The organism is Pontibacter coccineus (genome assembly GCF_030546575.1).
Classification (GTDB): Bacteria; Bacteroidota; Bacteroidia; order Cytophagales; family Hymenobacteraceae; genus Pontibacter; species Pontibacter coccineus.
In genome coordinates, this window is the sequence record NZ_JAUOTN010000010.1 from 12,985 (window position 1) to 27,582 (window position 14,598).

11 protein-coding genes are annotated in these 14,598 nt (G+C 49.9%); 2 read left to right on the forward strand and 9 right to left on the reverse strand.

Annotated features, from left to right (window positions below; genetic code table 11):
- Window positions 1-17: 17 nt before the first annotated feature.
- From Q4E40_RS18715 to holA, 7 genes are all read right to left on the reverse strand, one after another.
- Entirely contained in the window at window positions 18-935 is a 918-nt protein-coding gene (locus tag Q4E40_RS18715; protein ID WP_303414365.1) for a hypothetical protein, read from the reverse strand.
- A gap of 11 nt (window positions 936-946) precedes the next feature.
- Complete coding sequence (locus Q4E40_RS18720; RefSeq protein ID WP_303414367.1) at window positions 947-1,342, reverse strand: ExbD/TolR family protein; 396 nt, start codon at window positions 1,340-1,342, stop codon at window positions 947-949.
- A gap of 2 nt (window positions 1,343-1,344) precedes the next feature.
- The gene (locus Q4E40_RS18725) at window positions 1,345-2,049 is read right to left on the reverse strand and encodes a MotA/TolQ/ExbB proton channel family protein (protein WP_425475185.1); all 705 of its coding nucleotides are present in this window, start codon (window positions 2,047-2,049) and stop codon (window positions 1,345-1,347) included.
- Between the two features lies 1 nt (window position 2,050).
- Window positions 2,051-3,172 (reverse strand): HU domain-containing protein, encoded by a 1,122-nt coding sequence (locus Q4E40_RS18730; RefSeq protein ID WP_303414369.1) that lies wholly within the window; start codon window positions 3,170-3,172, stop codon window positions 2,051-2,053.
- Window positions 3,173-3,178: 6 nt separating this feature from the next.
- Window positions 3,179-4,870 (reverse strand): TonB-dependent receptor, encoded by a 1,692-nt coding sequence (locus Q4E40_RS18735; protein WP_303414370.1) that lies wholly within the window; start codon window positions 4,868-4,870, stop codon window positions 3,179-3,181.
- Window positions 4,871-4,894: 24 nt separating this feature from the next.
- Entirely contained in the window at window positions 4,895-7,945 is a 3,051-nt protein-coding gene (locus Q4E40_RS18740; protein WP_303414372.1) for a tetratricopeptide repeat protein, read from the reverse strand.
- A gap of 230 nt (window positions 7,946-8,175) precedes the next feature.
- A complete protein-coding gene (gene holA / locus Q4E40_RS18745; RefSeq protein WP_303414373.1) occupies window positions 8,176-9,225 on the reverse strand; it encodes a DNA polymerase III subunit delta in 1,050 nt (349 codons plus the stop codon).
- Between the two features lie 699 nt (window positions 9,226-9,924).
- Here holA and tyrS point away from each other — a divergent pair.
- Entirely contained in the window at window positions 9,925-11,229 is a 1,305-nt protein-coding gene (gene tyrS / locus Q4E40_RS18750) for a tyrosine--tRNA ligase (RefSeq protein ID WP_303414376.1), read from the forward strand.
- 78 nt (window positions 11,230-11,307) lie between these two features.
- Here tyrS and Q4E40_RS18755 read toward each other — a convergent pair whose 3' ends face one another.
- A complete protein-coding gene (locus tag Q4E40_RS18755; RefSeq protein ID WP_116543523.1) occupies window positions 11,308-11,499 on the reverse strand; it encodes a histone H1 in 192 nt (63 codons plus the stop codon).
- A 106-nt stretch (window positions 11,500-11,605) separates the two neighbouring features.
- Window positions 11,606-12,844 carry an aminotransferase class I/II-fold pyridoxal phosphate-dependent enzyme gene (locus tag Q4E40_RS18760; protein ID WP_303414380.1) on the reverse strand — a complete coding sequence of 413 codons (1,239 nt, stop codon included), beginning with the start codon at window positions 12,842-12,844 and terminating at the stop codon, window positions 11,606-11,608.
- Between the two features lie 209 nt (window positions 12,845-13,053).
- Here Q4E40_RS18760 and accC point away from each other — a divergent pair, with 209 nt between their 5' ends.
- A complete protein-coding gene (gene accC, locus Q4E40_RS18765; protein ID WP_303414383.1) occupies window positions 13,054-14,553 on the forward strand; it encodes an acetyl-CoA carboxylase biotin carboxylase subunit in 1,500 nt (499 codons plus the stop codon).
- The last annotated feature ends 45 nt before the right edge of the window (window positions 14,554-14,598 follow it).

Here is a 14,598-nt window from a genome sequence, read left to right on the forward strand (position 1 = left end):
CATGAAATCAATAGAAGTTAGCGTGATCTGATCACAAAGGTAACCGTGCCGGTGGCACCGGATGTGGCTCTACTCCCACCGATGCGGCTAAAGGTTGTCTTCTGTAGCTGCTCGCGGTACCACTTCTCTACGTGTGGCGACACCGTGCTCTCTAGTCGGTCGATGCCGATCAGGTTGCCGTCAGCGTCGATGCGGATGCGGAACTTCACAAAACCTGTTTCATTTTCGTAAGGGTCGCGCTTCGGAGAAATATCGTAGCGCCAGCCGGCCATATCCAGACCATCGCCTCCACCACCGCCACCGGGTGTGCCTTCGTAGTTCTTGGCACCCATGATGCCTCGCGGATCACCTTTATCACCTACTTTGTTGGCGTCGTCGCCATTGTTGTTACCAGTTGCTTCGTTCGAAGTACCGCTTTTACCAGTACCCGTGCTTTCCGTCGGCTTGCCAGGGTATAGCGCGCGAGGCTTTTCAGGCTCAGGCTTTTTTACTTCCTCCTTAGGCTTCTCTACCGGCTTTTTCACTTCCTCTTTCGGTTGTGGCTTCGGCTGAGGCTTTGCTTCCTCTTTCACAACCACGGGCGCATCGGCAGTCGTAGTGACAACCTTAGGCGTTTCAACCGGAGTTGGAGGTGTTGGCGTAGCAGCTGCGACAGGCTTTGGATCAGGCAGTGGTTCTGGCTGCGTTGGAGCAGGCTTGCTATCCTGTACGTTCTTCGACTCATTTGGAGTAGCCTTCGACTGCACACTGCCGCTGCCCACGGCATCCATCCCAAAATCAATCTCAATGCCCATTTCCTTGTCCGGCTTACCCGGTGCCCCATTCCAAGCCAGCAGGTAGAATAAAAGCAACACGATAATCACGTGCAGGGCAATGCTTATACCTGCCGCAATTTTCTTGTTTTTTTCTTCTTCCTTGGTTAATGCTATCTCCATCTCAGTACTTATTATTCTGTCGGCGTTGTGGCCAGCGTTACTTTCGCGTTCAGACCTGCCGCCACACTGGCAACATTTACCAGGTACTCCACCGGAACACTCTTGTCAACATGCAGGACAACCACACCTTCTTCTGCGTTCTGCAAAAGTGCTGCCAATTGTGGTTCAAGATCCGAAAGAGCGATCTCTTTTCCGTTTAAGAAATACTTTAAGTCCGGCGTAATAGTCACGCTGATCTTCTGGATGACAATGGTAGATGACTTGCTTGTAGGCAAACTAACAGGTAGGCCGGTAGGTGCCACGAAGTTTGAGGTAAGCATGAAAAATATGAGCAACAGGAATATGATGTCGGTCATCGACGACATATTAAACTCGGGGTTGATCCTATTTTTAGAGCGTAAATTCATGCTTAAAGTTGTGGTTCTTGTAGAAGATCAATAAACTCAATTGAAGAGTACTCCATCCCGTGCACAATATTGTCGATTTTGGACACCAGGTAGTTGTACCCTACATAGGCAGGCAGACCGATAATAAGACCTGCGGCTGTTGTCACCATCGCCTGGTAAATACCGCCTGAAAGCAGCTGCGGGCTGATGGTACCTTCCGCCTGGGCAATGGCGATGAAAGCCTGAATCATACCTGTTACAGTTCCAAGAAAGCCCAGCATCGGAGCAGCACCTGCAATGGTTGCCAGGGAAGCCAGGTTTCGCTCGAGCTTGCTAATTTCGATCTTACCAACGTTCTCGATAGAGGTTTCAATGTTTTTGAGCGGGTTGCCGATGCGGCTGATGCCTTTGCCAAGCATGCGGGCTACCGGTGTGTTTGTCTGAGCGCACAGCATGCGGGCACCGTTAATGTCGCCAGCCAATACCATGCTCTTAATGCGGTCGCTGAAACCATCCGGGTTTTTAGAGGCCTTCATCAGGGTCAGGTAACGCTCGAAGAAAATGTACACGGCAGCCAGCGATAAAAGCAGCAGCGGGATCATGGCCCAGCCACCCGCCATCGCCAGGTCCATCAACGAAACTGAGTTTTCCGCTGTTTCTGCTCCATCCATCAACATAGAAGTCGTGTCAGCAGGAGTCGTTGTAATTTGTAAGAAGAGAGATGTCATGTTAATTATTATAAACCCAAATATTTTCTCCGAATGATTTTCTGTACGTGTTCATGGCAGCCTGCGCCTCTTCCGCCGAGGCAAAGTCCGCTACAGATACTTTAAAGAGCCTGCTGCCTTTACCAGGCTCCAAAACTTTGGCCTCGTGGCCGAACTCCGCAATCTCCTGGCGGCTGAACTCCGCGTTCAGCATGCGGGCATAACCGCCCGTAATAATATAAAAGCGTCCGTCTTTATCACTCACCGTGGTAGTGACAGGAGCTGGTGCTGCCACTGCTTCAACTGACTCGTCCTTCTCTTTAACGGATTCATCTGCAGCATATTGAGCATCGCCCCCGAAAGTACTACTGGAAGATTCGCCCCAAGCATCTGTGCCATCTACCATACCTGCTTCAGTTACATCCAGTACATCAGCAGTAGCAGCCTGTCCTGGCATACCTTCCTGCTGTACAGGTATAGAAGCAGCAACTACGTTTTCATTCGCCTGCTTGTCGTCACTTATAAGCGACGTCGGGTACAGGCTGCTCAGGTTATAGTCTGTTTGAAGGGAAAGCATGTACAAGGCTGTTCCGACCAAACCTGTCAGGGCCAGACCGGCAGCCACGTGGTAGGCGCGCTTCAGTCGGGCTTTGAAAGGTTTTCTGGCTGGTGCAGGCTCTGCTGCCTGGCGCTCCTTGATGAGCGTGCGCAGCACGGCCGGCTCCTCATGGCGGATCGGCCTGGCGACAATCTCGGGCAGGCCGAAGCTTGCCTCCAGCAGGTTGTCTCCTTCTGTGTATTCGAATACCAACCGCTGCTCGTGGTTGTACTTGAATACACCGATGTCAGTCAGCTCAAAACGTTGCTCGCTCTCCAGGCGGGTTCGTACCTCATGCACAAAAGAGAGGACCAGTTGCCTGGCCTCTTCTTTCGAGCTGTTGTTGGCATAAGCGATGGTGCTGATGAGCAGGCCATCGTTCAGGACAAGCTTTTCGTTGAAAGCAATTTTTTTGGACGGCGGCACCAGCGTATGCTTCACCGGATTGATCCGGGCAGGCACATAGCGCGTAATCAACCCGCCAAAATCAGGTATGATCACGCAGTCGTGATTATAGAGCAGGTGCTTGATGTGCTTTTCTACCATAGGCACTTAGAATGAATAAGAGACTCCTCCTATCAGGTTGATACTTTTGTTGGGGTAATTTACAAACCTTTCGTACTTCTGCGCAAACAAATTATTCACCATCAGGAAAGTTGTGAATCTGTTGGAGAACCTGTAGTCGGCCTTCAGGTTCAGGTCCACGATCGAGTCCGTCTCCCGCAGCCCGAATGTGCCGTCAGGTCGGTGAATGCGCCCGAAAGAACTCCCAATATAGTAAAGTTCTGAATTAAAGAGAATCTTGTCATAGAAGTTGTAAGTGGCAAAAACGCTAGCCATCAACTCCGGACGGTGAAATGCCTGCTCTAAGGTAGCTGTGCTATACTTGTTATAATCAGCCTTTAATCCTATCCGCAGTTCGTCTGAATAATTAAAAGTTGCCTCTCCATAAATATTCAAAACATTTGTAACGCCGTCGTCATACACCAGGTCAAACTTGGTAGAATCGCTTGCCGAGTTGTTGTAGAAGTACATGTTGCGGAAGTTCTGGTAGGCCACACGACCTGTCAGATGCACAAAGTTGGCAATGTTGGCCTGCATACCACCGTATACCTCCAGCCCTTTGTTCTGGTCAGCCACTCGAACATTCGGCGCCAGGTATGGGTTCTCCTGTGTTAACTGATATAAAGTAACCCTTTGCAGATCGCCCCCTATACCTGCGTAAATCAACAGGTTACCTTTAATAGGCTCCACTCCTACACGCACCGTTGGGTATACATTGAATTTGCGGGCGTCGTTCACAGTATCACCTGTGTATGCAATGTTGGCACCAATCGAAAGCCGGATGGCATTAAGCTGGCGTTCGTACTGCGGATGCACTTTGAACAGGGTACGGCTAACCGAAGCAGAGTCTTTGTGCGACACTAGCGACAGGTCAGCATCCACCTTGAAAGCGGACACATCATCCAGGCCATACTCGGTGTTCAGTTTGGCTGCTATGTTCGTCTCCCGCATGTCGTAGCGGTCATTCAGGTAGTTTACGTTCAAACCTGCTTTGAACAAGAGCGGCATACCTGCGCCATGGTTGTGCAGATACCCTTCGGCATTCACACGGTTGAACACCTGGCTGATGGTGTCGCGGTCCACGGTAGTCTCCTGCTCCGGGCTATACCCGTAAAAGTGGTACTTATCGCGTCCGTAGCCCAGTTTGCCACCTAAGGTAAGGCCCTGCATATACGATTCGCCGTTCAGGTTAATGGCGGAGTTAGTCACAGCGGAATTTTTCCCGTCTACCGGTCCTCTGGCAGACGTGATGTGGCTAACATCGGCTCCGTAAGAAGCTACGTTGCTGCGCTTGTTATGGAAATAACCTTTCAGGTATAGCGTACCGTAGTTGCCTATACCTGCCTTTATATAATTGCCATACAGTTTGGTCAGCTCGTCCTGTTTGATGGTGAGCACACGCATCTGCAGGTCCACATCCTGGCCTTCGAGGCGGTAGTCATTGAAGCGATAACGTACATTGCGCTCACCCGGCTCAGGAGCCACCACCGCAAATTTCTGGTAGTTACGCGAAGCCCGCGGCAGTTCGATCTTGCGATCCTTCTCCACCACTACTTCAGAATCCTGTAGCTTAGCCCCTTCGCCCCAACCTGTTGTCTGCGCCTGGGCACTGTTCAGAAAGCTATACCCGGCACACAGCACAATCGCTGCTATGGAAGCTTTTTTCAATCTATTCTTCATGTTGCTATTTCTCTTCATGATGCATTATCGCTTTCTTCCCTTCACTGAGTCAGCCGGGGCTGTGCTTGGAGCACCACCCAATTTGGCCAGCTTCTGTTTTGCCTCTGCTACTATCTCCGGCACCGGTGAGTGCTCAATAACGGAGTTAAGTGTGGATGTAGCCTGGAAGGTTTCGTTCTGCGCCACATAGTTGTCTGCGATGATCAGGAAAGACTTGCCCAACCAGAAATCATAGCTGGAGAACTTCGTATTGAAGTCAAAGGCAACATCGATCGACTCTGCATATTTTTTCTGCTTGTAAAGGATCTCAGCTACCAGGTAATGCGCTTCCGCTCCGTTTTCATCAGTTGCCGATGCAGCCGCTTCACGCAGCTCTTTCAGAGCCTGGTCCAGATTACCTTCGGCATAGGTCGCTTTGCCTTTGTACAGCTGTGCCGTGTTAAAGACATAGAGTGCGGAGTTACCCTGGCTGATCAACTCGTTGGCGATGCGCTTTGATGCCGCATAGTCGTTTGCCAGGAAGTGGCTCTTCATGAGGCCAGTCAAAGCGGTTTGCTGCTCCCGGCGGTTTGTGGCCGTGTCACGCAGGCGGCTGTAATACTTGATCGCCTCTGCGTAGTTCTTGTTCTCAAACTCAGCGTCCGCCACTTTCTGAATCGCACGGTTCACATACTCACTCTTGTTCTCCTCTACAACAGCTTTCATGAGCGGCAAGCCCTTGTCCGGCTGGTTCACCCGGATGTAAGAGTCCGCCAGGAAGTAGTTGGCCTCGCTCACATAAGGGCTGTTCGGATAGGTCTTCAGGTAGTTCTCCAGTTTGGTGACCGCCTGATCGTACTTCTCGTTGAAATACAGTGTTTTAGAAGCTTCAAATTCAATGCTTTCCAAGGCATTGCTTTCCGGGTTTGCCGTTCTGAATTTCTCCGCATACGTATCAAATTCAGCGCTTTGGTTCTGGGTAGCCAGCACTTCCTGCAGACTGTAAAGAGAACCACTGGCAGAGCGGGAGTTCGGGAATTCGTCGAGCACGCGCTTGTAGTCAGCGGCGGCTTCCGCATTACGGCCCAGGTTAGCATAGGCTATACCTCTCTTCTCGAGGGCATTCGGTAGCAGGCGGCTTTGCGGCCTTCCCTGAATCAGCGCCGTGAAACCAGAAACAGCTGACTGGTAGTTGCCAGCCTCAAAATCGATGATGGCACGCTGGTACATGGCGGGTTCCACATAGCGCGACTTCTGGTACTGGCTGTAAACGGTCTGCAGGTTTTGCTTGGCCGCTTCTTTGTTGCCCATCAGACTCTGTACAATGCCTTTCTGGAAGTACACGTAGTCTTTGTCGTTGGAATTAGAGGCCAGTACTTTGTCATAGAGCGCCAGGGCAGGTGCATACTGTTTTTTCACATAATGCAGGTCCGCCAGTCGCATCATGGCATCGTAGTGGTTCGGGTCGCTGGTGCTGGTGCCGTCCACGTAGGCCTTGAAGTGCGGCATCGCTTTGTCGTACTCCTTGCTGTTATAGTAAGCATAGGCTATACCGTAGCGCGACTTCATGTAATACTCTGACTTGCGGGCATCGCTGTTGCGGAACACAGCGGCGTAGCTGTTGATGGCATCCACGTAACGCTGACCCATCGAGAAAGCCTCCCCTTTCACAAAGTGGCTGGCCGCAGTGATCTCCTTGTCATAAGGGTACTGCAGTGATTTTTCCAGCATGGTAACCGCCGTCGGGAATTTGCCTTCATTGTAAAGGTTCACGCCGTACAGGTGCGTCATGCGCTGGTAAGTCTCCAGCATGCGATAGCTCTTGTCCGGCATATTCTCGATGTGTCGGATTGCCTCTGAGTAGTTATTGGAGTTGAAGTAGGCTTCTGTCAGCAGGGCGTCCACGTCAGCGGTATGCTCAGACTTAGGGAATTCCTGGTTGAAATTCTGCAGGGAGTTGAATACGTCGCGGAAATTACCCAGCTCATAGCTTACCTGCGCAAATTTAACGGTAGCTGCTTCCGTGATCTTTCTATCCTTGTCATTCTTGCGGGCCTGGTCAAAGGCTGTGAGGGCATACTGCTTATTGTCCTCACGCAGGTAGCTCAAACCCAGGTAGTAAGCCGCATTCTGGCCAAGCTCGTCCTTTTTGCTGGCTACCTCCTTAAAGTTGGCAATCGCGTTTTTATAGTTGCCGTTCTTGTAATCGGTATAGGCAATCTTGTATTGGATCACCGGATCCAGCTTGCGCTTGCCTTGGGCATATTGGCTAAAATACTCCTCGGCTTTTTTGTATTCGGCTCGCTGGTAATACGCGTCGCCTACCAGAAGCGCAATTTCTTCTGCCTGTTGCACTTTCGGGGTTTTGGCCAAAGCCGCCTCCCCGTATTTGATCACCTCGAAAATGTCCTGCTCCTTGTACAGAATCTCGGTGATCATGTAAGGCACGATCTGCGCATAGGCTTCATTTTTCTCTGCGATCAGCAGGTCAGCCTTGGCAGCGTCGTAGTCGCCCTCGCGGTAGGCAATGTAACCGGCGTAATAGTTAGAGGCATAGGCAAAGCGGTGCTCGTCCTCTCTAAAGCCGGTCGTCTTGTTCTTATCGAACCAGATCTTGGCGTTTTTGAAATCCTTGTTAGCGAAGTAAGAATAGCCTAGCTTAAACTCCAGCTCCTTATTCTGCTTGATACTCAGAAGATGTGTCGGGGCGCTCTCCAGCTTCTCCACCGCCTTTTTGTAATCCTTGTTCTCGAAGTAGAAAAGGCCCAGTTCGTAGTTCGCCAGGGTAGTCTTCGGGTGGGTCGGGAACTTGCGGGTGAAGTTCAGGATCAGCTGTTCGGCGTCGGGGTGCAGCAGGTATAGGCCACTCAGGGCATAGTAATACTGCGCGTCTGCGGTCTTGGCATCGTCACCGATCAGGTTGATGTACTTGCGGAAAGCCTCTTGAGCCGCTCCGTACTTGGCGCGGTCAAACAGCTCCACGCCTTCATGGTAGTGCTTGTCTTTTGCGGTGAACACCTGGGTGTGCTGGGCCACCGCTATGTGGCTTCCTCCAGCCAAAACCGATGCCAGCGCTACTTTATAGGCTATCTTCATATGTATCTTACTGCTCGCTTATGAGCTATTCTTATGGCTTATTCTTAGAAAACAGGTCTAAGCGCCCGCAAGCGCCATGCCCGAAAGGCAAACTCAAAGTTAATTAAAAATCGATAACCGCACGAACCATAGGTGATAAACATCGGGCTGATAAGCTCCAGGAAACACCTCACACCTCTATACAATGCAGCAGTAGCAGCAAATATTGTGCTGATCGCGTGAAATTGTGCTTATTGATAGGCTAATGTTCTCGGTACGGGGTGCAATATCTTGAAAACCAGTTCCTTTAAAATTTCTGATTCGCTCATATCGCCGCCGCATATACCCTTCACCTGCAGGTCGGCCACCCGGATATGGTATATGATATCTACCACACGCGAAAGCGGAAATACCCGTAGCGCCAGCATGTATTCCTTTACTAAGAAACCCCGGTTGCCCAAGCTCTTCCGCACCCCGGACTCAGACTTATCTGCAGACTGGTGTAGGGTCAAAAGCTTGGTGAAAAACGTAAAGAGCAGACTCAGGTTAGGTATAAGGGGATTATTTTTTGGGTTTGCCTCAAAATACAGAACAATCCGGTTGGCCTTGAGTGCGTCCTGCGCAATAAGCGCCGATTGCAGCTCAAAAATATTGTACTCCTTGCTGATACCGACATTCTCCTGTACCACCCGCTCGTCTATCATCTGCCCGGGCAGCAGGTTGATCAGCAGTTTGTCTATCTCGTTGGCCTGCCGTGACAGGTCGGCGCCGATGAATTCGCTGAGCAGCAATACGGCTTTGGGGCTGATCTGTAGGCCTTTGCTTTTCACGTAACCAGTGATCCAGGCAGGTATCTGGTTGTCATACAGCTTTTTGGTAGTCAGCAGCACGGCATGTTTCTGTACCACTTTGCCCAGCGATTTACGACCATCCAGGGTTTTGTGCTTATGGCAGAAGACCAGTATGGTAGAAGGCAACGGGTTTTGCAGGTAGGCCTCCAGCTGTTTGATTCCTTCTTCCCGTTCTAGGTCCACAATACTCTGCGCCTCCTTCACGATCACGACTTGGCGCTCGGACATCATCGGGAAACGCTTGGCCTGCAGCAGCACCGTGGCCACATCCACGTCCTTACCGTAAACCACTACCTGGTTAAAGCCTTTCTCGTGCTCCTGAAGCGCGTTGGCCTCTATAAAGTCAGCAATCTGGTCAATGTAAAAAGGCTCCTCACCCTGCAGAAAATACACAGGTGCGAACTGCCTTTTCTTTAATTGCTCCAAGATGCCCTCCGGGGTGTGCGACATAATGTTGGTAAGGTATAAGTTAGTGACGGTTCAGGTATACAGAGATCAAATATACGGGTATATGGGCTGCAAATGAAAGGCTGAAAGCGTAAAAAAGGAATAAACCTCCTATATGTTGTGCCTGCCCTGCCTATTGTATTATTGGGAAAATAATCCCTGCAAGATTCAATGTTAATCCTAAAACTTAAGGTATAGGCAGTGCCTGTAACAGCTTATCTTTTAAATGCTTATAAAATGATGTACTGTTACAACCAGTAACCAGAGGTGGCAGGTATACGTGGCATAAGAGAAGCATCCATCAGCTGCAGGCGGTAAATTTAACACATCACGTCCACATCATCTCAAGCCAACTGAAATTAATCAACTAAAACATGAAGCAGATTCATATAAAACACTAAGAATCTATTTATTATAACTGGTACAAAACAACTTAAAAGGTATAGCATAATGCTAACAGATCGAGCGCTGATGAAGTACCTTCCGCAGGTATAGCCACATAGTTATGTAGTTACTACATTACTATACCTGGAAAACAGTAGTGACACCTGATACACTTTTGTAAGTAAAGTTCCTGCTGCTTACGGCAAGCCTATACCCAAACAATATCAACGGAACGGCTCACTCGTGAGGGAATTACTGACCATGAATCTGCCAACTCTTTCCTATATTTGCCCTGAACTGACGATTTTTTAGGCTTACATGAATCTGATAGAAGAATTAAGATGGAGAGGCATGCTCCACGATTTCATGCCTGGTACAGAAGAACAACTGGCTTCCGGTATGACCACGGGTTATATCGGCTTTGACCCGACGGCCTCATCATTGCATATTGGCAACTTGGCTACGATTATGCTACTGGTACACCTGCAGCGTGCCGGACATAAGCCGATCGCGCTGGTAGGCGGTGCGACCGGGATGATCGGTGACCCATCCGGCAAGTCGGCCGAGCGAAACCTGCTCGACGAAGCGACCCTGCAGGCCAACCAGGCAGGTATACGCAGGCAGCTCGAGAAGTTCCTGGACTTCAACTGTGGCGAGAATGCGGCTGAGATCGTGAACAATTACGACTGGTTCAAAGAGTTCAGCTTCCTGGGTTTTCTGCGTGAGGTGGGCAAGCACCTTACCGTGAATTATATGATGGCCAAAGACTCGGTGAAGAAGCGTATCAGCGCCGACGAAGAAGGTAACCGTGCCGAGGGCCTGTCTTTTACCGAGTTTTCTTACCAGCTCATACAAGGTTACGACTTCTACCATCTCTACAAGAATAAGAACGTGCGCCTGCAAATGGGTGCTTCCGACCAGTGGGGCAACATCACAACAGGCACCGAGCTAATCCGTCGCATCGATGAAGGCAAGGCCTTCGCCCTGGTTGGTAAACTGGTGACAAAAGCGGATGGTACTAAATTCGGCAAGTCAGAGGGTGGCAACGTATGGCTCGACCCAGCTTATACCTCCCCTTACAAGTTTTACCAGTTCTGGCTGAACCTGTCAGATGAAGAGGCTGAAAAGCTGATCAAGGTATACACGCTGCTTCCGCAGGACGAGATTGAGCGCATAACCGAAGAGCACAAACAAGCCCCTCATTTGCGTGTATTGCAAAAAGCCCTGGCTAAAGATGTTACAATTCGCGTGCATTCAGAAGAAGATTACAAATCAGCTGTCGATGCGTCCGAAATTTTATTTGGAAAAGGCGATTTAGAGACGCTAAAAGGCCTAAAAGAAGATGTTTTGCTCTCTGTATTCGAAGGCGTACCCCAGATTGAAGTGAGCAGAAACAACTACGAAGGAGCAGCTACAGTAAGCGATCTGCTTTCTGAAGTGACAGGAGGCCAGATTTTCGAATCGAAGGGCGAGGCCAAGCGCATGATTAAGAACGGAGGCGTGAGTATTAACCGCCAAAAGATTCAGGGTACGGAAGACCCCGTGAATTACGAGCTGCTGCAGGAAAAATACCTGGTGGTGCAGAAAGGAAAGAAAAACTATTACCTGGTATCTGTTAATTAACTAATAATCAGCAGCTTAGAAACAAAAAAGGTGATCTTTACAGATCACCTTTTTTGTTTCTTTTGTGCTTTAAGAAGCTTATTTCTTCTCTGGAGTGCTGTTCTTCATGTCCTGAACTTCCTTACGGATGTCCTGCGCCATGTTTTTCAGATCTTGCATACCTTTGCGTACACGCGTACCTGCAGCTGCATTGTTTTTGTCATAGAATTTTTCGAAGTCAGCTTCCAACGACATTACAAGGTCCTTGAGTTTGCTAAAGTTGTTGTTCATTTGAGGTGTTAATTATAGTGAAACATTTGTTTTTACTGCTCCAATATACACATTAAATGATAACATGCAAAGATTAGCAAACTTTAATATAGGCCTCCAGAGCAAATTAAACAGATACTGTTGACTTGGAGTATAGGCCTTTATCTAGTTTTTGTGCAATCTTTTCAAACGCGTCGATCGTCTCTTTTACATCGTCCAGGGTATGTACAGCGGTTGGGATCAGGCGGAGCATGATCACATCTTTCGGCACAACAGGATAAACCACGATCGAGCAGAAGATACTGTAGTTCTCGCGCAGATCGAGTGTCAGCTGCGTAGCGTCAGGAATCTGACCGTTGAGGAACACAGGTGTAACCGGTGACTCCGTTGTACCGATATTGAAGCCTTTTTCACGAAGACCTGACTGCAGGGCATGTACTACTTCCCATAGCTTGTCCTTCAGTTCCGGCTGAGTACGCAGCAGCTCCAAGCGCTTGATGGCACCAATTGTCAATGGCATTGGCAGCGACTTGGCGAAGATTTGAGAGCGCATGTTGTAACGCAGGTACTCTACCACTTGCTCGTTAGAGGCAACAAAAGCACCGATGCTGGCCATGGATTTGGCAAACGTAGAGAAGTAAACGTCTATACCGTCCTGGCAGCCTAAATGCTCACCCGTACCGGCACCTGTCTTACCCATAGTACCAAACCCGTGTGCATCATCCACAAAAAGGCGGAAGTTGAATTTCTCCTTCAGTTTCACCACTTCGTCAAGCTTGCCCAGGTTACCGGACATACCGAACACACCTTCGGTGATCACCAGAATGGCGCCACCCGTGTTTTCAGCCCAACGCGTAGCACGTTCCAGCTGCTTCTCCAGGCTAGCCATGTCGTTGTGCGAATAAACAAAGCGTTTGCCCTGGTGCAGACGAACACCGTCAATGATACAGGCATGCGATTCGGCATCGTATACAATCACATCGTGGCGGTCAACCAGCGCATCGATAATAGACACGACACCCTGATAACCGAAGTTCAACAAAAGGGCGTCCGGTTTCTGCACGAAATCCGCCAGCTCCGACTCCAGTTGCTCATGATAATTGGTGTTGCCAGACATGATGCGGGCACCCATCGGCGTCGCCATGCCCCAGGCCGCAGCGGCTTCGGCATCAGCTTTGCGCACTTCCGGGTGGTTTGCCAGGCCCAGGTAGTTGTTAAGGCTCCAGGTAAGCACCTCTTTGCCCCTGAACTTCATACGCGGGGCAATTTCCCCTTCAAGCTTTGGAAACGTGAAATAGCCATGCGCATAGTGTGAGTGGCTGCCTAACGGACCTCTGTTGGTCAACAACTTTTCAAATAAATCCACCTTGTGTTTAATTAAGTTACGGGATAATTTAAGGATTTTATGTAGTAGGTTATACTATATATTCAGTTCATATTATACTGCCTGCAAATTTATGATTTTATAGATTCATAAACAATTTCTAATACTCTTCCCTCCCCTTTTTCGGCAGCTCATTTTTAAGTTTGCCTGTTATGCTGTTTCTTTGAAGAAAAATAAAGCTTAGCTGCAGCATGAGAAAAATCAATAAGATACTGGTAGCCAACCGTGGTGAAATCGCCCTGCGTGTCATGCGCTCTGCCAAAGAAATGGGTATCAGCACGGTAGCCATCTACAGCGAGGCCGACCGCAACGCCCTGCATGTGCGCTACGCCGACGAAGCCGTTTGCGTAGGCGGTCCCAAGTCAAATGAATCTTACCTGCGAGGCGATGTGATCATCGATGTCTGCAAACGACTGCAGGTAGATGCGATCCACCCGGGCTATGGCTTTCTTTCTGAGAACGCTAATTTTGCCCGTCAGGTGCAGGAAGCTGGTCTTATTTTCATCGGCCCTTCCCCCGAGGCCATCGAATTGATGGGTAGCAAACTGGCCGCCAAAGCTGCCGTAGCCAGGTATAAGATACCTATGGTGCCGGGCACAGAAGAAGCGATAACCGATGTCGAGGAAGCCAAAGTGATCGCCTCAAACGTTGGATTCCCGATCCTGATCAAGGCCAGCGCCGGTGGCGGTGGCAAAGGGATGCGCGTGGTGGAAAGTGTGGAGGTGTTCGAAGAGCAGATGAAGTTGGCTGTCAGCGAAGCGACTTCCGCCTTTGGCGACGGCTCCGTATTTATCGAAAAATACATCGGTTCTCCCCGTCACATCGAAATACAGGTGCTGGGCGATACGCACGGCAACATCGTGCATTTGTTTGAGCGGGAGTGCTCCATCCAGCGCCGTCACCAGAAAGTGATCGAAGAAGCGCCTTCTGCAGTTCTTACTCCCGAACTGCGCGATGAAATGGGCCGCTGCGCCGTGGACGTGGCCAAAGCCTGCGACTATGTTGGGGCTGGCACGGTAGAGTTCCTGGTGGATGAAAACCTGAACTTCTATTTCCTCGAAATGAATACCCGCCTGCAGGTAGAGCACCCGGTAACAGAGCAGATCACGGGCCTTGACCTGGTGAAAGAGCAGATTCTGATCGCAGAGGGCAACCCACTGCATTTCCGTCAGGAAGACCTGCAGATAAACGGCCATGCGCTGGAGCTGCGGGTATACGCCGAAGACCCTGCCAACAACTTCTTGCCAGACATCGGTCGCCTGGAAACCTACGTGAGACCACAGGGACTTGGCGTACGCGTTGACGATGGCTTTGAGCAAGGCATGGACATTCCGATCTACTACGACCCGATGATCGCGAAACTGGTGACGTTTGGGAAAGACCGCCAGGAAGCCATCGAAAAAATGCTCCGAGCGATTGACGAGTACAAGATCACAGGTATAGAGACCACACTTCCTTTTGGCAAATTTGTGCTGCAGCATGAGGCCTTCGTCTCCGGTAACTTCGACACCAAATTCATTGAGCGCTACTTTACCCCAAGTGTACTGGAGCCTAAGCCAACGGAAGATGCGGAAGAAATTTCGGCTGTACTGGCGGCAATGCTGTTAGGCAATAACAAACCCAAAGTGAGCGCGACGAGCACCGGCACTCAGAACAGCACTGTTTTTAACTGGCGCAAAAACAGGGTATAATCAGGTATAGCCTAGCCTAATCATAAATAAACAGAAGGGGCCGGT